The 21,814-nt window shown below is 65.6% G+C and carries 18 protein-coding genes; 10 read left to right on the top strand and 8 right to left on the bottom strand.

The genetic code is table 11. The features are described from left to right. Nucleotides 1-15: 15 nt before the first annotated feature. From Q0O97_RS12790 to Q0O97_RS12770, 5 genes are read left to right on the top strand one after another with little or no spacing between them, the layout of a single operon-like run. On the top strand, nt 16-795 hold the full coding sequence (locus tag Q0O97_RS12790) for an amino acid ABC transporter ATP-binding protein (protein ID WP_294929807.1): 780 nt from the start codon (nt 16-18) through the stop codon (nt 793-795). 56 nt (nt 796-851) lie between these two features. Continuing rightward, a complete protein-coding gene (locus tag Q0O97_RS12785) occupies nt 852-2,252 on the top strand; it encodes an MmgE/PrpD family protein (RefSeq protein WP_294929805.1) in 1,401 nt (466 codons plus the stop codon). A gap of 4 nt (nt 2,253-2,256) precedes the next feature. Continuing rightward, a complete protein-coding gene (locus tag Q0O97_RS12780; protein ID WP_294929802.1) occupies nt 2,257-3,612 on the top strand; it encodes an MmgE/PrpD family protein in 1,356 nt (451 codons plus the stop codon). Between the two features lie 20 nt (nt 3,613-3,632). After that, nucleotides 3,633-4,997, top strand: a complete 1,365-nt coding sequence (locus Q0O97_RS12775) for an MmgE/PrpD family protein (protein WP_294929799.1) — start codon at nt 3,633-3,635, stop codon at nt 4,995-4,997. 2 nt (nt 4,998-4,999) lie between these two features. Beyond that, on the top strand, nt 5,000-5,596 hold the full coding sequence (locus tag Q0O97_RS12770; protein ID WP_294929796.1) for a glutathione S-transferase family protein: 597 nt from the start codon (nt 5,000-5,002) through the stop codon (nt 5,594-5,596). 43 nt (nt 5,597-5,639) lie between these two features. On the opposite strand, the gene Q0O97_RS17495 is transcribed toward Q0O97_RS12770, so the two are convergent. The 5 genes from Q0O97_RS17495 to Q0O97_RS12745 form a co-directional block, all read right to left on the bottom strand. Further along, nucleotides 5,640-5,978: a hypothetical protein gene (locus tag Q0O97_RS17495; RefSeq protein WP_366125259.1), complete on the bottom strand. Its 339-nt coding sequence runs from the start codon at nt 5,976-5,978 to the stop codon at nt 5,640-5,642. Next, nucleotides 5,929-6,480 carry a hypothetical protein gene (locus Q0O97_RS12760; protein ID WP_294929790.1) on the bottom strand — a complete coding sequence of 184 codons (552 nt, stop codon included), beginning with the start codon at nt 6,478-6,480 and terminating at the stop codon, nt 5,929-5,931. The genes Q0O97_RS17495 and Q0O97_RS12760 overlap by 50 nt, the downstream gene beginning before the upstream one ends. A 233-nt stretch (nt 6,481-6,713) precedes the next feature. After that, on the bottom strand, nt 6,714-7,187 hold the full coding sequence (locus tag Q0O97_RS12755; protein WP_294929787.1) for a pyridoxamine 5'-phosphate oxidase family protein: 474 nt from the start codon (nt 7,185-7,187) through the stop codon (nt 6,714-6,716). A 22-nt stretch (nt 7,188-7,209) separates the two neighbouring features. Next, nucleotides 7,210-8,679 (bottom strand): UdgX family uracil-DNA binding protein, encoded by a 1,470-nt coding sequence (locus Q0O97_RS12750; protein WP_294929784.1) that lies wholly within the window; start codon nt 8,677-8,679, stop codon nt 7,210-7,212. Further along, nucleotides 8,676-9,908, bottom strand: coding sequence for a putative DNA modification/repair radical SAM protein (locus tag Q0O97_RS12745; protein WP_294929781.1), 1,233 nt, complete (start codon nt 9,906-9,908; stop codon nt 8,676-8,678). Before Q0O97_RS12745 ends, Q0O97_RS12750 begins: the two co-directional genes overlap by 4 nt. 14 nt (nt 9,909-9,922) lie before the next feature. Between Q0O97_RS12745 and Q0O97_RS17490 the strand changes: the two genes are divergently transcribed. Beyond that, the gene (locus tag Q0O97_RS17490; protein ID WP_366125258.1) at nt 9,923-10,321 is read left to right on the top strand and encodes an isocitrate lyase/phosphoenolpyruvate mutase family protein; all 399 of its coding nucleotides are present in this window, start codon (nt 9,923-9,925) and stop codon (nt 10,319-10,321) included. Nucleotides 10,322-10,381: 60 nt separating this feature from the next. Here the strand turns inward: Q0O97_RS17490 and Q0O97_RS12740 are convergent, their stop codons facing one another. Further along, nucleotides 10,382-11,128, bottom strand: coding sequence for a Crp/Fnr family transcriptional regulator (locus Q0O97_RS12740; RefSeq protein WP_294929778.1), 747 nt, complete (start codon nt 11,126-11,128; stop codon nt 10,382-10,384). Nucleotides 11,129-11,320: 192 nt separating this feature from the next. Here Q0O97_RS12740 and Q0O97_RS12735 point away from each other — a divergent pair, with 192 nt between their 5' ends. Continuing rightward, the gene (locus Q0O97_RS12735; RefSeq protein WP_294929775.1) at nt 11,321-13,252 is read left to right on the top strand and encodes an HWE histidine kinase domain-containing protein; all 1,932 of its coding nucleotides are present in this window, start codon (nt 11,321-11,323) and stop codon (nt 13,250-13,252) included. Between the two features lie 370 nt (nt 13,253-13,622). On the opposite strand, the gene Q0O97_RS12730 is transcribed toward Q0O97_RS12735, so the two are convergent. Continuing rightward, complete coding sequence (locus Q0O97_RS12730; protein ID WP_294929772.1) at nt 13,623-15,092, bottom strand: phospholipase D-like domain-containing protein; 1,470 nt, start codon at nt 15,090-15,092, stop codon at nt 13,623-13,625. 361 nt (nt 15,093-15,453) lie between these two features. On the opposite strand from Q0O97_RS12730, the gene Q0O97_RS12725 reads away from it, so the two are divergent. The 3 genes from Q0O97_RS12725 to Q0O97_RS12715 are packed head-to-tail and all read left to right on the top strand — an operon-like array spanning nt 15,454 to nt 21,162. Next, nucleotides 15,454-18,483 (top strand): response regulator, encoded by a 3,030-nt coding sequence (locus tag Q0O97_RS12725; RefSeq protein WP_294929769.1) that lies wholly within the window; start codon nt 15,454-15,456, stop codon nt 18,481-18,483. After that, nucleotides 18,480-19,340 carry a CheR family methyltransferase gene (locus tag Q0O97_RS12720; protein ID WP_294929767.1) on the top strand — a complete coding sequence of 287 codons (861 nt, stop codon included), beginning with the start codon at nt 18,480-18,482 and terminating at the stop codon, nt 19,338-19,340. Before Q0O97_RS12725 ends, Q0O97_RS12720 begins: the two co-directional genes overlap by 4 nt. Beyond that, on the top strand, nt 19,333-21,162 hold the full coding sequence (locus Q0O97_RS12715) for a response regulator (RefSeq protein WP_294929763.1): 1,830 nt from the start codon (nt 19,333-19,335) through the stop codon (nt 21,160-21,162). Before Q0O97_RS12720 ends, Q0O97_RS12715 begins: the two co-directional genes overlap by 8 nt. 302 nt (nt 21,163-21,464) lie before the next feature. Here the strand turns inward: Q0O97_RS12715 and Q0O97_RS12710 are convergent, their stop codons facing one another. Further along, nucleotides 21,465-21,653, bottom strand: a complete 189-nt coding sequence (locus Q0O97_RS12710) for a hypothetical protein (protein WP_294929760.1) — start codon at nt 21,651-21,653, stop codon at nt 21,465-21,467. Nucleotides 21,654-21,814: the final 161 nt, after the last annotated feature.

The raw sequence follows: 21,814 nt of genomic DNA, 5'->3' as shown, positions 1-21,814 counted from the left end.
CAGGGGGAAAACGAAATGTCACCAGCCACCGCCAACATTCCCGCCGCGACGGCGAACGCCGATATCGTCATCGCGATGCATAACATCTCGAAGTGGTATGGCCCGTTCAAGGCATTGGACAATGTCAGCCTCGACGTCAGAAAGGGCGAGCGCGTCGTCGTCTGCGGTCCTTCCGGCTCGGGCAAGTCGACGCTGATCCGCTGCATCAACCGGCTTGAGGTTCATCAGGAAGGCCAGATCTTCGTCAAGGGGCTGGAGATGACGGACAACGTCAAGAACATCGACGCGATCCGCCGCAACATCGGCATGGTGTTCCAGAACTTCAATCTTTTCCCGCATCTGACGGTGCTGGAAAACCTGACGCTTGGCCCGATGCTGACCCGGCAGATGAAAAAGGCCGATGCCGAGGAACTGGCCATGCATTTCCTGCGCAAGGTCCGCATCCCCGATCAGGCGCGGAAATATCCGCTGCAACTGTCGGGCGGACAGCAGCAGCGCGTCGCCATCGCCCGGTCGCTGTGCATGGAACCCGAGATCATGCTGTTCGACGAACCGACCAGCGCGCTCGACCCCGAGATGATCAAGGAAGTCCTGGATACGATGATCGAACTTGCCCAAAGCGGCATGACCATGATCGTCGTCACCCACGAAATGGGCTTTGCCCGCACCGTGGCCGACAACGTCGTCTTCATGGCAGACGGATCCAAGGTCGAAAGCGCCCCGCCCGAAGAGTTCTTCGGCAACCCCCGCGAGCCGCGCACCCGCGCCTTCCTGGACCAGATCCTGAAGCATTGACGCAAACCCGGCCCGAATCCGCTACGCCGCACCGGCTTTTCCAACAGGAGCTTTTCGTGACCTCCCTGACGCCTCGACTTTCTGCCAGCGCCGCCGGACTGACCTTCGAGGACCTGAGCGAGCCTGCCCGCGACTGGGCGATACGGGCCATCGCCGATACCGTCGCCTGCGGGGTGGCCGGCGCGGGCGAAGAGGTGGTCCGCCTTGCCGCGCAGGTTCTGACGGCCAGTCCCGGACCCTCGGCCCTGTTGGGCCGTCCCGGCCGCCTGCATGAACTGGACGCCGCACAGATCAACGGCATTTCGGCCCATGCCCTGGATTTCGACGACTGCAATCTGGAAATGGACGGCCACCCTTCCGTTTCCATCGTGCCTGCCCTGCTGGCATTGGCCGGCCGGCTGGACAGCAACGGCGCCGACTTCCTGACCGCCTATGTCGCGGGCGTCGAGGCCGAAATCCGCCTCGCCCGCATCTCGAACCCCGCCCATGCCGGGCGGGGCTGGCATCCGACGGTGACCTTCGGCGTCATCGGCGCCGCGGTCGCTTGCGGTCGTTTGCTGGGGCTGGCGCCGGAACGCATGGCGGTCGCGATGGGCATCGCCGCATCCTGCGCGGCGGGGCTGCGCGCCAACTCCGGCACGATGACCAAGCCGCTGCATGCAGGGCAGGCCAATCGCAACGGCTTGCAGGCGGCGCTTCTGGCCCATGCCGGATTCACCGCCAATCCGGCGGCGCTGGAACACAAATTCGGCTTCATGGCCGCGTTCAACGGCACTGTTTCGCAGGATACGGATGCAGCACTGGACGGCTGGGGACAGGATTTCGCGCTGCTGTCGCCCGGCATCGCGATCAAGCAATATCCCTGCTGCGCCTTCATCCATTGCGCCATCGACGCGGCTGCGGAACTGCACCGGGCCGCGCAGGGCGCGACGATCGAAACCGTCGAAGTCGCGCTGCACCGCAAGCGCCTGAAGAACATCGACCGGCCCGATCCCGGGGACGGGCTGGACGCGAAATTCTCGACCCAATACCTGACGGCGCGTGCCCTGATCGCGGGCGGCATCGGCTTTGCGGATTTCGAGGACGCGCAGGTTTTCGACCCCCAGACCCGCGCCCTGGCGGCCAGGGTGCGGCTGGTCGCCCATGACGACGGCGACCTTTCGCTGGGCCGGGTCGGCATCGGCCTGTCCGATGGGCGGGTCTTGTCGGCCTCGGCCAGCGTCGCAATGGGCCGGGGGCCGTCCGATCCGATGACCCCGGACCAGTTCCGCGCGAAATTCGACGATTGCACCGGTCGCATCCTGTCTGCCGATGCCGCCGCCAGCCTTTTCGCCGCGCTGATGGACCTGCCGCGGCAAGCCTCGATGCGGCGGCTCGGCGGGCTGATGCAACCTGCCGCGACGCCCGAACCCCACAAGCAGAACGATGCCGCATCCGGTGCGGCCAAGGAAAGGTGATCTGATGTCCCTGTCACGCGAACTTGCGAAACGAGTCGTCGCGCTGGATCCGGCCGGCTTTGACCCCGATGCGGTGAAATGGGCGCGCAATGCCATCGCCGACATGATCGGCTGCACCTTGCTGGGCGCGCCGACCGACACGACCGAAGCCTCGCTGATGCCCGGCATCTACGGCCCCGGTCCCTGCCTCGTGCTGGGCCGCCAGGAACGGTTGGGCATGCTGGATGCGGCTTTCGTCAACGGCACGGCGGGCCATGCGCTGGACTATGACGACACCTCGAAATCGCTGTCGGGCCATCCGACCGTCATCATCATCCCCGGCCTTCTGGCGCTGGCCGAGGCAAGGGGCGCTTCCGGCAAGGATCTGACCGACGCCTATATCGTCGGGGTCGAGGCCGCGACGCGCTTTGCGCGCGGCGTCAACTTCCAGCACTACGAAAAGGGCTGGCACCCGACCGCGACGCTGGGGATCTTCGGTGCCGCCGTCGCCGCCTCGGTGCTGCTGAAATCGGACGAGGCGCAGATCGCCGACGCCATCTCGATCTCGGCCTCGCTGGCATCGGGGATCAAGGCGAATTTCGGCACCTCGACCAAGCCGCTGCATGCGGGGATCGCCGCGCGCAACGGGCTGTTCGCCGCGCTGATGGCGTCGAAGGGCGTCAACGGCTCACCCGTCGCGCTGGAACATCCGCAGGGCTTCCTCGAAGTCTTCAACGGCGCGGGCAATTACGACGCCGAGCGAATGCTGGTGGATTGGGCACAGCCGCTGGACCTGCTGGCGCCGGGCATCTCGATCAAGAAATATCCCTGTGTCTACAGCGTCCACGGGGCCATCGACGCAGCGATCGGGTTGCATGACGGCCCGCTTGCGAACAGCGCGGCGGTCGCGGACGTGCTGGTGCGGATGCATCCGCGCCGCCTGCTGCCGCATGTGCTGAACCCTGCAACCAGCGCCCTGAACGCCAAGTTCTCGTTGCCCTATGCGGTGTCGCGCGGGCTGGTGAACGGCGCGGTGCTGCTGGAGCATTTCGAGGACGCCGCCCTGCGCGATCCCGAAGTGACCCGCGTCATGGGCCTGATCCGCATGGAGCCGCATGACGACGACGCCAACGATTACGGCGCCGAGGTCGTGGTGACGCTGAAGGACGGCACCGTCCTGCGCCAGTCGGTCGCAGCCCCCCTTGGCCGCGGTCCCGAAACCCCGTTGCCGCAGGATATGCTCGAGGCGAAGTTCACCGATTGCGCCCGCCGCGCCTTGACCGACGACGGTGCGGCGCAGGTCTTCGGCCTGCTGATGCGGCTGGACGCATTGCCGCGCGCGACCGACCTGACCGACGCCATCCAGGCCGCCACGCGCTGACGCCCAAAGGAGCTTACGACATGAGTTTTGCACGCGAACTTTCCCGCCGGGCGCTGTCGATCCGCCTGGACTCGGTTCCCGCAGAGGCCGCCCATATCGGCCGCCGCGCCTTCGCCGATACGGTCGGCGTGGCGCTGGCCGGGGCCAAAGCGCCCTTTATGGACGCGCTTGAGACCGTTCTGGATACCGGCGCCGCACCGGGCCAGGTGACCCTGTGGGGGCGTGGCGGGCGGCGGGCCTCGGTCCTGCATGCCGCCCTGATCAATGGCACGGCGGCCCATGCGCTGGATTTCGACGACTGCTCGACCACGATGGGCGGCCATCCGTCCGCCCCTGTGGTGCCCGTGGTGCTGGGGCTGGCCGAGATGCTGGGCGCGACCGCCGGAAAGGCGCTCGAAGCCTGGATGACCGGGGTCGAGGTGGAAACCCGCCTTGCCCGCGGGCTGCTGCCGCATCACTATGAAAAGGGCTGGCATCCGACGGCGACCCTGGGCGTCTTCGGCGCAACCGCCGCCGCCGCGCGGATGTTCGACTTCGACGAGGAACGGATGACCACGGCGCTGGCGGTCGCGGTCTCGATGGCGTCCGGGCTGAAGTCGAATTTCGGCACCCCCATCAAGCCGCTGCATGTGGGACAGGCCGCGCATAACGCGATCATGGCCGCGCTGGTCACCCGCCGCGGGATGACGGCCAACCCCGAGGCGTTCGAACACAACTATGGTTTTTTCAACCTGTTCAACGGCGCGGGCACCTATGACGCCGACGCGATCCTGGACGGCTGGGACGGTCCGATGGAACTGCTGGACCCCGGCATCGCGATCAAGCAGCACCCCTGCTGCGGCTCGGCCCATTCGGCCATCGACGCGGCCTTGCGCATCGTGGCACGGGAGGGCGTGCTGCAAGCCGATGCGATCGAAGCCATCGAAACCAGCACCCACGCACGCCGCCTTGCCCATACCGACCGGCCCGATCCACGCACCGGACTGGACGCCAAGTTCAGCGTGCAGTTCCTGACCGCCAAGGCGCTGACGGCCGGGCGTATCCGATTGGCCGATTTCGACGATGCAACCTTCCTGACACCCGAACTGGCCGGTCTGCTGCCGCGCATCACTTCGACCGGACACCAAGGGGATGACGCCTACCTGGGCCGCGTCCGCGTGGTGATGAAGGACGGCCGGGAGTTTCAGGACAGCGCCTCGACCCGTTTCGGGCGCGGGCCGGCCAACCCGATGTCGGATGCCGAATTGCGCGACAAGTTCCTGGACTGCACGACACCCTTGCTGGGCGCGTCGCAGGCGGGCGCGGCCTGCGACGCCATCCTGTCGCTGGCCGATGGCGACCGGCTGGACGGGGTGCTTGCGATGGTTTCCGGCGGAAGGGGCTGACCATGCTGAAAATTCATGGACGCCCCAATTCCTCGAACTGCGCCAAGGTGTTCTGGCTGCTGGACCAGATCGGACAGGATTACGAACTGGTTCCTGCAGGCCGAGGCTTCGGTCCCACCGATACGCCCGAATTTCTGGCGATGAACCCCTGCGGCAAGGTGCCGGTTTTGCAGGATGGCGATACCGTGGTGCGCGAATCCAACGCGATGCTGCGCTATCTGGCGCGGCGCTTTCGGGCGAGCGGGTTATGGCCCGACGATCCGGCCCGGCGGGCAAGTGTCGATGGCTGGATGGATTGGGCCTCGATCTCGCTGGCACCGCCCCTGACGCGGCTGCGCAAGGCCCGTGCGGCAGGACGGACCGACGACGCGGATCTGCCCGCCGTGATCTCGGCCTTTGCGCTGCTGGACGGACAGGTCGCGGATGGTGGCTTCATCGCGGGACCGGATTTGTCGCTGGCCGACATCGCGGCCGCCCCTTCGGTCCGCCGCTGGTCGCTGCTGGCAGGCGATCTTCCGGCATTGCCGGACCTTGATGCCTATGCCCGGCGGCTGGCCGGGTTCGCGGGATATCTCAGGCACGTTCAAAACCTGAACTGAAACCGCCGCCCGCAGAAGTGGGCGGCACCATCGCAGCCATCCGTCATTCCGGGGCGCACTGCATCGCGCGACCCCGTGGAGAAATCATGTGATGTCGCAAAAAGCCAATCCCTTTTGTCAACACGTCCTGGATCACGGCCCCGGTGGCATCGTTCATCAGGGCGGTGCCAGGTGTATTGCGGATGTCAAGCTTCACGCCTTTGATCATGCGGCACATCTCGACGGCGATCGCCGTCGAGAGCGGGCGCTGTTTCAACATCGCGAAGCCTCGGTTAAGGGCAGTGCGGTGGCGCAGGGCCTCCGTGGTCGCGGAATCGGCCCGACCCCCGGTATCATCGGCAAAGCGGAAAAGCCGGTCGGTTGTCGGGACGATGGTCTCGATTTCGGAATTCGCCTGGGTTTCCAGAAGAAGGATGGAGTTGATCAGCCTGGTTGGGGATGATCTGCCATGAAACCCGCAGCTCTGCCAAAGCAGCCCGCGCCTCGGTACCGGCTTTCAAGACCGATTTGGTCTCGATATTCTGCGCCGGTGGCAGGGCAGGCAGGTCGTTGAACGGACGGCCTGGCCGGAAAGTCATGTCGATCACCTGCTCTCTGATCGACACGAAGAACTGACGTGTCGGCACGGCAGCGAACTCAACCGTCTTCGTGAAGTGACCGGGCGGGCAATCCTGCGCATTGCTGCTGGCCTTTTTGCCCGGAGGTGCGCCGACCCCGAGGTGGAAGCATTGGCGCAGGGCATCAACCCGGCCATGATTGCGACCCGTAGCATGACAAGGGTTCGGGCTATCGTGCTGGCGCTCACATTCCTGCGACCTCGGAATAGTAAGCGACCGGGCTGACCGCATTGCCGCGTGCTGAGAGTGCGGGATAGTGTCCACCATCGGCCTGACAAACGTCCGATCGGAGACCCCGCCGAAAAATCGAAGATTCAGCTTGCCAAAAAGGGGGCATCCACACACGCTTCCTCTGCCCCTTCCTGCCCGCCATCGAATGCCTCAAGATGTCTACGATCATGCGTCAGAGCAGGCGCAACGGACGGATACGATCCGCGATCGTTTCGAGTTCATCGACCGGCGGTTCGGAAATTCCAGATCGCTGCCGGCGGGGGCAAGGTTCAGAAGGTCAAGCCGAAATGCTCGCCCATGTCCGGCTTGTCGCCGGTGACCTTGGATTTGGCGACCTGGTAGAGGAAGGACAGGCTGCCGCCCGTGACCCAAACCTCGGCCTCGGCAAGATCAAGGCGCAGAAGCTGAACATCATCGTCCTGCTGCCCGTCCTCGAACCAGCTTGAGGCCACGGCATTCCACAGCTCGTCAAGCTTGGCGCGGTCGTCCGACAGGGCCAGCGTGCCGTGAATGCGGGCGAAAAGGCCCTTTCCCCCGTCACTGACCACATGCAGGGCATCCTTGGCACCACTGGCCAAAGCGCGGGCCAGATCCGTGTCCCTGGCGGTGATGAACCACAGCTTGCCGGCCTCGGCATCGGCGTAATGCGACATGGGCACAAGGCGCGCGTCCTCGGCCAAGCCCAGCATACCCGAGTTCACGCCATCGAGCCTGTTCCAGAATTTCTCGCGATGATCGGTCATATCCGCCTCCTGTTCATGCCGGTCAACGACAGGCGGCGGGGAATGTTCCCGAAGGCGTATGGATCATTGGCGCCGTTTCGGCCATCGCCGCCGCCTTGGCCAGATCCTCGGCCAGTTGCAGGCGGGCATGGCGCTGCCGGTCGGCATCGCGCAGGCGCAGGATATGGGCCGGGTGCCACGAGATGAGGACCGGGCCGCCATGCAGCCCCGTCTCGACCATGCCGCGGCGCTGGTGCATCGGGCGGTCGTCATCGGTCAGCGCGAAGGCCGCCGAGGCCCCGAGCGCCAGCGTGACGCGGGGCTGCACAAAAGCCAGTTCCAGCCCCAGCCACCAGCGGCAATGCCGGATCTCGCCCCGGTTCGGGTTCTGGTGCAACCGGCGCTTGCCGCGCGGGGTAAACTTGAAATGCTTGACCGCATTGGTCAGCCAGGCCCGCGCATCGTCCAGCCCGGCCTCCGCCATCACGTCGCGCAGCAATCGCCCGGCGGGACCGACAAAGGGACGACCCGCCAGATCTTCGTGATCGCCGGGTTGCTCGCCGACGATCATCACCGCGGCATCCGCAGGCCCCTCGCCCCAGACCGTCTGCGTCGCGGCTTCGCACAGGTCGCAGCGGCGGCACATCAGCGCCGCCTGCCGTGCCTGATCCAGCGTTCCGGGGGCCTCAATGGATTGCGGCATCGCCTCGCGATAGCGGGTCGAGACCGGCGCGGCGCCCGGACGCGGCTCGGATGCCCCTGCGTCGCGCATCCGCTGCACGCGCGCCTCGGCATCGGCCAGCATGGCGGGGATCAGGCGGGTTTCCGGCAGGTTCTTCCAGTATTTCTTCGGCATTTCCGACCGCATCGCGTCCAGCTTGATCCGGGCGGGGTTGAAAATATTGGCGAAGTAAGTGGCCCATAAGGCTTCCGAGGCATCCTCGGGCAGGTCGGGCTTCGCCCCGCCGGGGCCGAAGGTCAGCCGACCCGACTGAAAGCGCGCGGTCAGGCGCGGCGTCGCGATCAGCCAGTCCATGTCGGCAAAGCGGTTCACGAAGAACGCGCTACCCGGTTCCAGCGTGTTGTGTTCCGGCTCGAACCACGCAGCAAAGCTGCGGCGCGGGCCGCCGAGGGGCAATTCGCGAAAGCGGACGAAGGCGTGCATCTTGTGGATGTCGCGGCCCACCGCCTTGGCCATCAATTGCAAGCGGCGGCCCAAGGGGTCGGCGGGTGACAGCGGATCGCCCCGGTCCAGCCGCCACAGCGCCTGATAGAGCAGGGCAAAGCGGTCGGGTAACTTGTGCCAGACGACCGAGCGCGCCAGCGACAGGAAATGCTGTGAAACGCGGATTTCATGCGGGCCAGATGCCGTGGGCAAGGGCGTCGCCGCAAACAAACCGCCGCCGGTCCAGTCGATCCGCTCTGGCGCGATGCGATGGCTGATCGCGCGCCGCGCGGCATCGCGCCATGCCGCGAACGTGCCCTGGTCGGGCAGCGAAACCGCGTAGCTCATATCAGCGCAAGCTGCACCGGCGCGGGGGCAAAGCGCGCGCGCAAGCCAGCGCTGTCGGTCAACCTGCCCGGCGTCCAGCCCGGCGCGCAGATAAAGGGCTGCGCCTTTTTCACCAGCGCCCCCATGCGGGCCAGATCCTCGACCCGCAGGGCGTGGTGGCGGCGCGCGGTCAGGATGCGGTCCACCGTGCGCGTGCCGAAACCCGGCACCCGCAGCAGCATCTCGCGGCTGGCACGGTTCACGTCCAGCGGGAACAGCCCCCGGTTCTTCAGCGCCCAAGCCAGCTTGGGATCAAGCTCGAGGTCCAGATGGCCACCGGTCGCGCCCTGCCCGATCTCTGCTGCCGAGAAGCCGTAAAAGCGCAGCAGCCAATCCGCCTGATAAAGCCGGTGTTCGCGCAGCAGGGGTGGCTTGACCAGCGGCAGCGCGGACGAGGCGTCGGGGATCGGGCTGAAGGCCGAATAATAGACCCGCCGCAGCCCATAGCCGGAATAAAGCCGCGTCGCGCTGTTCAGGATAGCCATATCGTCGGCCTCGTCCGCGCCCACGATCATCTGCGTGCTTTGCCCCGCCGGCGCGAAGGGGCGCGGTTTGCGGCCGGTGAAGCTCTTTTCTTTCGCCGCCTCGGCTTCCAGCCGGAACTGCGCCATGACGCCGCGGATGGTCTCTGGCCGCTTTTCGGGGGCGAAGCGGCGCAGGCTGGCGTCCTGCGGCAGTTCAACATTGATCGACAACCGGTCGGCCCACAGCCCGGCCTCGCGCACCAGTTCGGGGGCGGCGTCGGGGATGGTCTTGAGGTGGATATAGCCCTTGAACAGGTGATCCTCGCGCAAGACCCTGGCAATCCGCACCATGTCAGCCATCGTCTGGTCGGGCGAGCGGATGATGCCCGAGGAGAGAAACAGCCCTTCGATATAGTTGCGCCGGTAGAATTCCAATGTCAGCGACACGACCTCTTCGACGGAAAACCGCGCGCGCTCGACATTCGAGGACACGCGGTTGATGCAATAGGCGCAGTCGAAGATGCAGAAATTCGTCATCAGGATCTTCAGCAGGGAAATGCAGCGCCCGTCCGGCGTATAGGCATGACAGATGCCGCTGCCGCCGGACGAGCCCAGCCCGCCCCCGCGTGCATCCCTGCGCACGCCGCCGCTGGACGCACAGGAGGCATCGTATTTCGCCGCGTCCGAAAGAATCGCAAGCTTGTCCTGAAGTGATCGTCCCGCCATCCGGAACGCATAGAATGTTCTCTATATGTTCGTCAAGCCTCGGATGCCTTTGCCGAGGCTTGACGCGACTGGCCGAAATGGTTGGCTTCGTCGGGATCTATCTGACCGGGTCGGGAATCTCGATGAGCGCATTGGGTGCGCCCGACGTATCACTTGTGTCGTTTGGAGAGGTTTTGAACGAGGTAAAGCGCATTGCTGATTGCGTGGATCTGCCGATCGTTGCCGACGCGGATACCGGCTATGGTGGGCCGCTGAACCCAATTCGAACATGCGGACGTCTCTGCGATCCAGATCGAGGATCAGGCATGGCCCAAAAAATGCGGTCACGAGGAGGATCGCCGCGTAGCCACCGCCGCCACCAACGCCTGCTTGTTCGGGCATGCAATCGCCCCAATCTGTCTCAGGGGCGCTAACGTCAGACAATCTGCAGGAGCCCTGCAAAACCGACCGCTGTTTCGACACCGGTAACGGCGTTACCCCGGCTCATCCATCGGACTGACATAGAGACCCGCCATCACCGTCTGGTAATGTTGGGTCACGTAGTCCGAGCAGTCGCAGGACATCGCCCGCAGCCGCGCCGGGTCACGCAGGATGAAGGTGCCGCGCCGGGTGGCGATCAGCCCGCTGTCGCGCAGGTCCTTGACGACGCGGGTGACGAAGGTGCGCCCGACCCCCAACATGGCGGCGAATTGCTCATGCGTCAGCGCCACCTCGTCGCTGCCGCTGCGGGCGGTCGAGGCCAGGAGCCATCGCGCCGCCCTTTGCCGGATCGTATGGGCAGACCCGCAGGCCGAGTTCTGAAAGATCTGCGCGATGAGGCAGTCGGAATAGCGCGCGAACCAATGCCGCAGGGCGACGGATTCCTCTTTCAGCCTTTCCAGCCGGGTGATGCGGATCGACAGGAACAGGCCGGGATCGCGCACCTCGGCATTGGCATAGGCCGGCACCTTGCCGTTCGAGACGATGCCGCCCACCGCGCCCTCATGACCGATGGTGCCGACGTCGATCGCACTGGCTCCGGGATCGACCCAGACCTGATAGCTGGCGCTGGCCGCACCGCAGGGGAACCAGGTTCGCACCACCTTGTCCCCCGCCTTCTGAAGCACGTCGCCCACCTTCAGGTGATGCTTGGTCAGATGGTCCGAGATCAGCTGCCAGTCCTTGCCGTTCAGGCGGCTCAGCAGCAGGTTGGCGGGCGGGGTTGGAAACTTGCTGGCCATGAGGCGATCCTTACCTGTTAGCGCCATTTCGGCAGAGGTGCAGGATTTGTGCAGTAGTGGACGGAACTCTGTCCCAAGATATGTCAATCGTGAACACAGCCGTCATCCGGGCGGCCCGCAAAGGACGATGCCCCCTCATGAACGATGCCAAGAAATTCCTTCCCGGGCCGGGCCAGCGCGAGTGACAAGGCCATGACCTGCGAATCCGCGAATTGCGAGGATGATCGGGTCTGCGCTGCCTTTGCGGTTCTGCCGCATGGCGCCCTGCTGATCTGTGATCCGGTGACATTCGAACTCCGCCGTTTCTCGCGCAATCTTGCCAAGCTAACGGGTTTTCCGGGCGATATGTTCCCCGGCCTCGCGGCAAGCGAAGTGCTGGGCCGCCAAGTGCTGCACGACCTGCGCAATGCCGCGGCACGCTCCGGCAGGGGGACCGCCAAGGGGATGCTGACCGGTCTGCGGCTGCCCTGGACACAGACCCGCTTCGACGCAACGATCCACCGTCAGGACGGTGCGGCGCTGATCGAGATCGAACCTGCGGCGGATGCCGAAGAAGGTGCGGCGAAGACGCTTGAACTGACCCGCCAACTGATCGGCCGGATGACCCCGGCAACCGACAGCCAGCGGCTGTGCGAGATGGGCGCACGGCTGGCGCAGGCCATGCTGGGCTTTGACCGGGTTACGGTCTGCCACCTTCGGCCCGACGGCACGAGCGGGATCGTGGCGGAATCGCTGATGGGAAAGTTGGCGGGTCTCAAAGGCAGCGATCTTCCGGGGGCCATTCTCTCGCCCGGCACTCATGCCGATCCGATCCGGCTGATCCCCGAAGTGGATTGCATACCTGTGCCGCTGGAACCGCCCTTGCAGCCCGGCGAGACGCCCGTGGACCTGTCCCATGCCTGCCTGCGCACCCTCTCGCCAAGGCATCGCGCCTGTCTGCGCGACATGGGGGTGGGGGCCATGATGACGATTCCGGTCAACGTCGAGGGCGCGCCCTGGGGGCTGATCCTATGCCACCACCCCCGGCCACTGCCGGTGCCGCCAGCATTGCGCGTCTCGGCGGAACTGCTGGGGCATTGCTTTTCACTGCAGCTCGCCCTGGCCGAGCGCGGCGAGGCCGAGCGGCGCCATGCGCTGGTCAATGCCGAGTTGAACCACCGGGTCAAGAACCTGCTGTCGCTGGTCAAGTCGATCGCGCTCCAGACCGGCAGCACCGCCGCCAGCGTCGAGGATTATGCCCGGCTGCTTGAAGGCCGCCTTCAGGCGCTTGCCGATGCGCATGACCGTTCCCTGGGCGAGGGCGAGGGGACGCTGTCCGAACTGATCGAGGCCGAGGCCCTTCCGCATCGCAGCGATGCGGCGCCGGATCGCATCGCCGTCGAGGGGCCGGCCCTGCGTCTGAGCGACCGCGCACATGGCATGTTTGCGCTGGCGATCCACGAGATGATGACCAATGCGGTGAAATACGGCGCGCTGTCCGTTCCCCAGGGCCGGCTGGCGATCCGTTGGCGCCATGATCCGGCCGCAGGGCTGGCGCTGCATTGGCGGGAAAGCGGCGGCCCTGCGGTAAGGCCGCCGCGGCGGATGGGTTTTGGCTCACGGCTGATCCGCAACGTGCTGGAATACGACCTGAAGGGCCGCGCCGAGATCGACTTCGCGCCAGAGGGGCTGGCCGCCTGTTTCCGGCTGCCCGCCCCGCATGCCGCGCCGGCGCCGCCGGCCCGGCAGCCGGGGCCGGTTCAGGCCGCCTCCGTCTCGTTGCGGGGCCTGTCGGTCCTCGTGGTCGAGGACCAGGGCCTGATCGCGATGGATATCGAGGCGGTGCTGCGCGGCATGGGTGCTGTCGAGATCCGCCTTGCGGCCTCGGGCACAGATGCGCTGACGTTGCTGGACCACTTCAGGCCGAACCTGGCGATTCTGGATTTCGATCTCGGCCCGGAAACCTCCGAGCCGGTGGCGGCGGCGCTGCTGAAGCTGGGCTGCCCCTTCATGTTCATGACCGGCTATGGCGATCACGCCATGCTGCCGCCCGAGCTTCGCCATATTCCCCTGGCACGCAAACCGGTCAGCCCGGCGGCAATCGCCCGGAATGCCGCAGCGGCGCGCACGGCCATGCGGCGATAGATATGCCTCGGCAAGGAACGAGCCAGGGGCTTGGGCCCTATGGGTCAGTGGCCTCTCCCGCGGCGTTCTTCGTTCGAGGGTTGCACCCGGTTGGCAGGTGCCAAGCCTCAAGAACGAGAGCGAGCGAATGCGGGGCAGCATATTCATCAAGCTGCATGTCCACAAGGCAACGATATCGGTTGCGGTTGCAAAGGGGAAACGTGGCGCAGCGATCATGCTTGCCTTGAAAAGCCAGAAACCCCGGAACAAAAAAGGCCGATGGCAGAGGCGTCGGTCGCGGACATCCGCCCTCGCCCGCGCGAATGCAATTCCGCCGAAGTGCAGCGCCCGCCATCACCGGAAAATCCGATGCGGATTCGGAAATCTTGCGCTAGCGTTGGCGGTGGAAGCGGCCTTTCAACCGTTCCCATCCCTTCCACAACCCGCGCCTGGCCGGAGATTCGAAGATCTCCTCGGGACCGTTCGGGTCGAGGATCTCGTTCTCGGCCAGCCATGCCTCCAGGTCCGAAAGTTCGGGGACCTCGTAAGGCAGAAGGCTGCGGCCTGCGCCCCGCAGCGCCTCTACCGTGGCGATCAGCGATCCGGTCTGCGCGATCTTCTCGCTTACCTCTGCCGGAGAAACGCCCAGATGCTCGGCCAGCAGGTCATCGCGCAGGGCGGCGATTTCTTTGGCCAGATGTTCGTTGCCCGGTTCGTCCACCGACAGGATCACGTCGCATTCCGTATCCAGCCGCATCGAGCGGTTGTTGAAGTTCGAGGACCCCACCCGCAGCACGCGGTCGTCCACCACCATCACCTTCGCATGAACATAGATCGGCGCCCGGTGCTGCGTCACCGGATGATAGATGCGCAGCCGGCCGTGGCGGTCGATCCGGCGCAAAGCCTCGACCAGCTTTGCGCGCGCCGTGTCCATTGCCAGGGGTTCCAACCAGCCATCCGCCGTTTGCGGGGCGACGATGACGATTTCGGGCGGATCCTCTCCGGCCAGCCGTTTCGCGATGGCATGGCCGATCCGACGCGAGGCGAAATACTGGTTCTCGGCATAGATCATCCGCCGGGCGCCTGCGATCATGTCGAGCCAGGCCGCCTCGATCTCGTGGGCGGGCGTCACACTCGTCATCCTGGGCAGGGTGCGCGCGATGGCGGGGCGTATGTCGGTGAATGTCGGCCTCAGTCCCGCAGGCCAGCAATCCTGGCAATCGTCGCAGGGCGTCAGTTCCTGCCCGGTCGCGGCTTTCCAGCGCGCCCGCGCCAGATCGCCAAGCGCGCCCGCAGCATCGCCATCCACGGCGCTGGTCGCATCGTGCCAGGGGTGCCCCGGTCTGCCATCGGGACCGATGCGGCGGGGATCATCGTCCAGATGCTTGCGCGTGTCCCAGCGCTGCATGGTGACATCGATACCGCCGCAAAAGGCGACGCTGTCGTCGATCACGACAATCTTCTGGTGATGCGAAGCGGCAGGCGGATGGGCTGCATCCAGTTTCAGCGTGATACGCGGGTGCGCCTTCCAGCGCAGGATGGTCCAGAGCGTATTGCCGCGCAGCATCGCCTTGAACGCGCCGGTATCCCAGCGCAACAGCCGGATTTCCAATGCAGGAGTGCGGTCGGCCAGCCAGATGATGAAATCGCCAAGCCTTTCCGGCCCGTCGTCCCCACCGGGACCAAGCGCGATGCGTGCGTCGAAATCCCAGCCGATCAGCATGATCGAACGGCGCGCCCGAAGCATCGCCTGCCGGAGGGCCACGAAATAATCGGCGCCATCCACAATGAGGGCGAAACGTCCGGCCTGCTCGATCCGCCAGCAGTTCCGCCCCGGTTGCAACAGTCGATCTTCCGTCATGCTCTTCCTGCAGCAGATTGTCCGGGAACCACATTCACCCATTTCCGGCGCCTCGGCCACCCGCACCAAAGCCCCTGCCGATCACGGGAACGGCTGCTGACGTGTCAGCTTGGGTCAAAACCGTTCTTCGGACAGGCCGTGTGGGGATGGCAACGATATAATACTCAGCCATGAAACGAGGACCAGTCCGCAGAACTTCGATCAATGCCGACAAGTGAGACGCTGCACAACACGAGAAACCTTTTGCAATCGCCGGAGTTGGCAAGGTTCAGCCTTGGCTGGGCGGTTTTCTGCCTTATGATCTTTCAGGATCACGACAGGACCACCCGTCGCGCAACTTTGGACAGACGTAGAAAAATACATGAAATCAGACAAATACCGTATGTCCGAACCGACGATCCTGCTGGGTATCGGGGTGATCATATGCACCACCCTTGCGGTGGATGTCCTTGTTCCACTGGGGCGCAACCTGTGGTTGACCTACTTCCTCGCCCTAGTGCTGAGCTTTGCGTCCCGGCGACCCTGGCTGCCCTTCGCCGTCTTCGGCACGATTCTTGCCACGCTGGTCCTGGGCTGGCTCATCGGTCCCGCCGGGGTCGAACGCAGCCTTGCCGCGCTCAACCGCAGCATCGCCGCGACGGTCATGCTGATCCTGTCCTTCGCGGGCAACCTGATGATCCGCAACCGCCTGCGCCTGACCGAACATGACTGGGAACAGCACAGCGAAGTGCGGCTGTCGCAGGAACTCCAGGACGACCTGAGCAGCGAGGAAATCGCCGCTCGCAGCCTTTCTGTCCTGGCCGGGGCGCTGGATGCGCGCGCCGCGGCCTTCTTCATCCGCGAAGGCGACGACCTGCGGCGGATCGCAGGTTGGGGGCTGGACGAGGGCGCGACGAACGACGCCGGGCGCGGCCATCTGCTGCGCGTGATCCGCGAAAGGCGCCCGATCCTGATCGAGGCGCCGCAGGACAGCGGCATCGGCTGGCGCTCGGGGTTGCTGGGGGGCAAGGCGATCTACAGCCTTATCATGCCCACCTGCGCCGGTCCCGACGTCAATGGCGTGATCGAGATCGGGCTGGACCGCCCGCCGCGCGAACGCGCCACGCATCTGCTGGAACAACTGGGCGAGCGGATCGGGATCCAGATCCGATCGGCGCTTTACCGCAGTGAATTGCAGGCGTTGCTCGAAGAAACCCGCCGCCAGTCCGAAGAACTGCACAGCCATGCCGAGGAACTGGCCGCCACCAACGAAGAGCTTGAGGAACAGACCCGCGCCTTGCAGGAAAGCGAAAGCCGCCTGCGAGAACAGCAGGCCGAACTGGAAGAGCAGAACGCCCAACTGGAAACCCAGACCGCCCAGCTTGAGGAACAGCGCGACGCGCTGGCCCGCTCGCGCCGTCAGATGGCGGACCAGGCCGAGGAACTGGCCCGCGAAAGCCGCTACAAATCCGAATTCGTCGCGAACATGTCGCATGAGTTGCGCACCCCGCTGAACGCCTTGCTGATCATGGCGCGCTTGCTGGCCGAGAATCGCAAGGGCAACCTCGGCGATGAACAGGTCCATTGGGCCGAGACCATCGAAAGTTCGGGCAAGGACCTGCTGGCGCTGATCAACGACATTCTGGATATCGCGCGCGTCGAGGCCGGCAAGATCGACATCGACCCGGCCCCGGTGGCCCCTTCCGCCATCGCCGCCAAGCTGAAACGGGGGTTCGAGCCGCAGGCGCGCGAACGGGGCCTGGCGCTGGAGATCGACGTCGCCCCCGATCTGCCCGAGGTGATCACCGATGCCGCGCGGGTCGAACAGATCTTGCGCAACTTCCTGTCCAACGCCTTGAAGTTCACCGAAAAGGGCAGCGTTTCCCTGCGGGTTTCGGCCAGCGGCGCAAGCGTCGCCTTCGAGGTGCGCGATACCGGCATCGGCATCGCGCCCGACCAGCACAAGGCCGTGTTCGAGGCGTTCCGGCAGGCCGATGGCACCATCTCGCGCAGATATGGCGGGACGGGGCTGGGGCTTTCCATCTCGCGCGATCTGGCCGCCCTTCTGGGGGGCGAGATCACCTTGCAAAGCCAGCCGGGCAAGGGCAGCACCTTCACCCTGCGCTTGCCGCCCGCCGCCCCCACGCAAAGGGCTGTCCCATCCGACAGGCCGCTTCCGCGCATGGCCAAGGCCGAGGACACGCCCCGAACCGCCGTCCCCGACGACCGCCTGCTGCTGATCGTCGAGGACGACCCCGCCTTTGCGCATATCCTGCACGATCTGGCGCTTGAGCTGGATTTCCGCCCCGTCGTGACCGGCACCGCCGACGACGCCATCAGGACCGCCAAAGAGCAAGGCCCGCGGGGGATCGTGCTGGATATCGGCTTGCCCGACCATTCCGGGCTGACCGTCCTGGACCGGCTGAAGCGCGATGCAGGAACGCGCCATATCCCCGTCCATGTCGTTTCGGCCGAGGATCACGCCAGCACGGCCCTGGCGCAAGGCGCGGTCAGCTATCTGCTCAAGCCCGTGGAACGAGAGGCGCTGGTGCAGGCCATCGAGAGCCTGGACCGCAAGCTGGACAAGCGGATGCGCCGCGTCCTGATCGTCGAGGACGACACCGTCCAGCTTGAAGGGCTGCGCGAATTGCTGGCCTCGGACGAGGTGGAAACGCAGGGCGCCGCCACCGCCGCCGAGGCCGTCGCCGCCTGCCGCCAGACCAGCTTCGACTGCATCGTGCTGGACATGACGCTGCCCGACGCCTCGGGGTTCGAGCTGCTGGAACAGCTCAGCGAGGACGACACCGCCTCCTTCCCGCCGGTCATCGTCTATACCGCCCGCGATCTCAGCGAGGCCGAAGAACAGCGCCTGCGCCGCTATTCGCGATCCATCATCATCAAGGGCGCGAAATCGCCCGAGCGCCTGATCGACGAGGTGACGCTGTTCCTCCATCAGGTCGTCTCGGAACTGCCGCCCCGCCAGCGCGAGATGCTGACGGCATCGCTGAACCGCGACGCCCATCTGGACGGGCGGCGGGTCCTGGTGGTCGAGGACGACATCCGCAACATCTACGCCCTCAGCGGCGTTCTGGAACCGCACGGCGTCGAGGTCCAGATCGCCCGCAACGGACGCGAGGCGCTGGAGGCGCTTGGCCGCGTGGCCGATGGCGCGGGGCCGAGGATCGACCTTGTCCTGATGGATGTGATGATGCCCGAGATGGACGGGCTGACGGCCACGCGCGAAATCCGCCGCATCCCGCGCTGGAAAAGCCTGCCGATCATCATGCTGACCGCCAAGGCCATGACCGACGATCACGCGCAATGCCTGGCGGCGGGCGCCAACGACTACCTGTCCAAGCCGCTCGACGTGGACAAGCTGCTGTCCCTGGCGCGGGTCTGGATGCCCAGATGAGCGCCGCCCCCGCCCCGCCCGAGCGGGCCGCCGAGATCGAACTGGACCTGCTGCTTGAGGCGCTGAAACGGCGCTATCATTATGACTTCCGGTCCTATTCCCGCGCATCCCTGCTGCGTCGGACCGAGGTGGCGCGTCATCGCATGGGCTGCGCCTCGCTGTCGGAACTGCAAGGCCGCCTGCTGCGCGAACCCGAGGTGCTGCATGCGCTGATCGATGCCCTGACGGTGCAGGTCAGCGATCTGTTCCGCGATCCGTCCCATTTCCGCGCGATCCGCGAAGAAGTGATCCCCTACCTGCGCACGTTCCCCTCGCTCAAGGTCTGGGTGGCGGGCTGCGCCAATGGCGAGGAACTTTATTCCCTGGCCATCCTTTTCGCCGAGGAAGGGCTGCTGGACCGCACCATCTTCTACGCCACCGAGATCAACCGCCGCGCATTGGCCAAGGCAGGCGCGGGTATCTATGATATTTCCCGCCTGCCCGGCTTTTCCCGCAACTATCAGCTTGCCGGGGGCCGGCGGTCGCTGTCGGATTACTACACCGCTGCCTATGGCGGGGCCGCCTTTCACCGCGAACTGCGCCAGCGCACGGTCTTTTCCGAACACGACCTTGCCACGGACCAGGTGTTTTCCGAAGTGCATCTGATCTCGTGCCGCAATGTGATGATCTATTTCGACCGAAGCCTTCAGGACCGGGTGCTGGATCTTTTCCGCGATTCGCTGGTTCATGGCGGCTTTCTGGGCCTTGGCGCCCATGAAACGCTGCGCTTTTCCGGCAGCAGCGCGGCCTTCACCCCCTTCGACGAAAGCCAGCGCATCTGGCGTAGAACGACCCGACCGGAGCCTTCCCATGCCTGACCGACCGATCCGCTTCCTTCTGGTGGACGACATCGCCGAGAACCTTACTGCGCTGGAGGCGCTTCTGCGCAGGGACGGGCTGGAAATCCACATGGCCCATTCGGCAGCCGAGGCGCTTGAGATGATGCTGGTCCAGGATTTCCAGCTTGCCTTCGTCGATGTGCAGATGCCGGGCATCAACGGCTATGAACTGGCCGAACTGATGCGCGGGACCGAACGCACCCGCGAGGTGCCGATCATCTTCGTCACCGCCGCCGAACGCAGCGAAACCCGCCGGTTCCGGGGCTATGAGGCGGGTGGGGTCGATTACATCTTCAAGCCCATCGACCCGGTGATCCTGAAATCCAAGGCCGAGGTCTTCTATCGCCTTGCCCGGCAGGCCAAGGATCTGCAATTGCAGCGCGACGAGTTGAGCCAGATCGCCCATGACCGCGACCTGGCGCTGGCCTCGCTGCGCGCCCATGCCGACAATTCGCCGCTGGCGCTGGTGGAATGCGACGCCGACCTGGTCGTGCGCCGCTGGTCGCAAGGGGCCGAGCGTATCTTCGGCATACCCGAAGCGCAGGTCCTGGGGCGCGGCCTCGATCATGCGACCAGTTTTTCGTCCGAGACGCTGGCGATGCTGCAAGGCTGGATCTCGTCCCCCGACGTGCTGGCCCGCCATACGGCCGAGATCGGCGCAGCGGGGGCGGAAGGCCGGATACATTGCGAACTCTACGGCTCGGTGCTGATGGACCCGGCGAATGGGCGCGCCTCGCTGTCCTTGCAGATCCTGGACGTGACCGAACGCCACCGGGCCGAGGCCACGCGGTCCCTGCTGCTGGGCGAATTGAACCACCGCATCAAGAACACGCTGGCCAACGTGCAGGCCATCGCCCGCCAGACGCTGCGCAGCGCCGACGACCTTGCGGATTTCGGCAGGCGCTTCTCGGGCCGCTTGCAGGCGCTGGCGCGGGCGCATTCGATCCTGTCCGGCGTCACCTGGTCCAGCGCCTCGCTGGATGAGTTGCTTGACGATCAGGTCCGCGCCGGCACCCTGGATGCCGAGCGCCTGCATCGCAATGGTCCCGCCATCGGGCTGACGCCCGAAAACACGCTGCACATGGCGCTGGTCCTGCACGAGCTGGGCACGAATGCCGCGAAATACGGCGCGCTGTCCCGTCCCGAGGGCGAGGTTCACCTGGAATGGCGCATCGACGGCGGCGAACTGGTCTTTGTCTGGCGCGAATCCGGCGGCCCTCATGTCGTCCCGCCCGTTGCGCAGGGCTTCGGCTCGACCCTGGTCGCGACCGGCATCGGCGACAATCGCGCCCTGGTCGAATGGCGGCCCGAGGGGGTCGTCTGGACGATCACCATCGCCAGCGGTTTCACCGAGGCTCCGCCCTGCGAACCCGTCCCCGAAGCGGCGCCGCTTCCCCTCGCCCCTTCCGCCGATGTCGTGGCAGGCAGCCGCATATTGGTGATCGAGGACGAGGCGCTGGTCGCGATGGATCTGCGCGCCGGGCTGGAAGAGGCCGGCGCCTCGGTCGTCAGGATCGCCCGCACGCTTTCGGATGCGATCGCGGCGGCCTCGGCCGAGGATATCGACCTTGCGTTGCTGGACGGCAATCTGGGGGGCGAGCCTGTCGATGAGGTCGCGGGTATCCTGAGCCACCGCACGATCCCCTTCTGCTTCGTCTCGGGCTATGGCCGGGAACACCTGCCGAGAAATTTCGCGGACACGCCCATCCTCGCCAAGCCTTTCGCCTCGGACACCTTGCTCAGCACCGTCCGCGATATCTTGTCGAAACAGGTGCAGCAAGGACTGAAGAGCCGGCTCTGAACAACGCAGGATGCGGCAGGCGTCGGAACTGAGACGACGGTTGTGCAAGGTCGCATACGCGGGTTGGCTACCGCATGACCGTGGTTTCGTCGGGGGTTGTCTCGGTCCAAGAATCGGGTGTCGGCGATGGCGGCCCATAACAGGCACGAGGGTTCTCCACCGCGTTCCGTCTCCTGCCCTGCGCATCGGCCTGATCGGGACGAACCTTCCTTCGTGGCGACGGGTGCAGCGGTGGGCGTTGTCCCCGCTCTGGCGATGGCCCAGATCGAGCCCGCCATCTCGCGGGCAATGGCCGTGCCCGTTCAGCTTCGCAGCCGCCGCCCGAGGAAGTTCAGCACCTGCCTTTCCTCGGGACCTAGGCTCGACTTTTTCAGATCGCCCCCGATCTTGCGACGCAGTTCCAGCTTCAACTCATCGGCCAGATAGGAAAGCTGCTTGCCGCCTTCCTCGGGGGGCATTGCCTTGGGAATGTTGACCTTGGGCGTATTCATGATGGAGTCTCCTTTGAATTTGGGGTTGTCCAGAAGGCGGATTCAGTAACCAAGCATCTGCGGCAGCCAGAGATAGGTCTGCGGCGAGGGCGCGCCCACCCTGCGCCTGCGCCACATCCACCAGACCGAGGCCGAGGCCAGCGCGGCAGCCACCGCCAAGC

It is taken from the genome of uncultured Paracoccus sp. (assembly GCF_945915435.1).
Lineage (GTDB): Bacteria > Pseudomonadota > Alphaproteobacteria > Rhodobacterales > Rhodobacteraceae > Paracoccus.
Note: the sequence above shows the minus strand (reverse complement) of the source record. Positions and strands in the feature narration are given on the sequence as shown.

Coding starts and splice junctions, on each gene's coding strand:
- Q0O97_RS12750 (WP_294929784.1), bottom strand. CDS start 8,679: ATGAGCTACGCGGTTTCGCTGCCCGACCAGGGCACGTTCGCGGCATGG.
- Q0O97_RS12720 (WP_294929767.1), top strand. CDS start 18,480: ATGAGCGCCGCCCCCGCCCCGCCCGAGCGGGCCGCCGAGATCGAACTG.
- Q0O97_RS12730 (WP_294929772.1), bottom strand. CDS start 15,092: ATGACGGAAGATCGACTGTTGCAACCGGGGCGGAACTGCTGGCGGATC.
- Q0O97_RS12760 (WP_294929790.1), bottom strand. CDS start 6,480: ATGGTGGACACTATCCCGCACTCTCAGCACGCGGCAATGCGGTCAGCC.
- Q0O97_RS12770 (WP_294929796.1), top strand. CDS start 5,000: ATGCTGAAAATTCATGGACGCCCCAATTCCTCGAACTGCGCCAAGGTG.
- Q0O97_RS12745 (WP_294929781.1), bottom strand. CDS start 9,908: ATGGCGGGACGATCACTTCAGGACAAGCTTGCGATTCTTTCGGACGCG.
- Q0O97_RS12740 (WP_294929778.1), bottom strand. CDS start 11,128: ATGGCCAGCAAGTTTCCAACCCCGCCCGCCAACCTGCTGCTGAGCCGC.
- Q0O97_RS12790 (WP_294929807.1), top strand. CDS start 16: ATGTCACCAGCCACCGCCAACATTCCCGCCGCGACGGCGAACGCCGAT.
- Q0O97_RS12755 (WP_294929787.1), bottom strand. CDS start 7,187: ATGACCGATCATCGCGAGAAATTCTGGAACAGGCTCGATGGCGTGAAC.
- Q0O97_RS12710 (WP_294929760.1), bottom strand. CDS start 21,653: ATGAATACGCCCAAGGTCAACATTCCCAAGGCAATGCCCCCCGAGGAA.
- Q0O97_RS12780 (WP_294929802.1), top strand. CDS start 2,257: ATGTCCCTGTCACGCGAACTTGCGAAACGAGTCGTCGCGCTGGATCCG.
- Q0O97_RS12735 (WP_294929775.1), top strand. CDS start 11,321: ATGACCTGCGAATCCGCGAATTGCGAGGATGATCGGGTCTGCGCTGCC.
- Q0O97_RS12725 (WP_294929769.1), top strand. CDS start 15,454: ATGAAATCAGACAAATACCGTATGTCCGAACCGACGATCCTGCTGGGT.
- Q0O97_RS17490 (WP_366125258.1), top strand. CDS start 9,923: ATGTTCTCTATATGTTCGTCAAGCCTCGGATGCCTTTGCCGAGGCTTG.
- Q0O97_RS12715 (WP_294929763.1), top strand. CDS start 19,333: ATGCCTGACCGACCGATCCGCTTCCTTCTGGTGGACGACATCGCCGAG.
- Q0O97_RS12775 (WP_294929799.1), top strand. CDS start 3,633: ATGAGTTTTGCACGCGAACTTTCCCGCCGGGCGCTGTCGATCCGCCTG.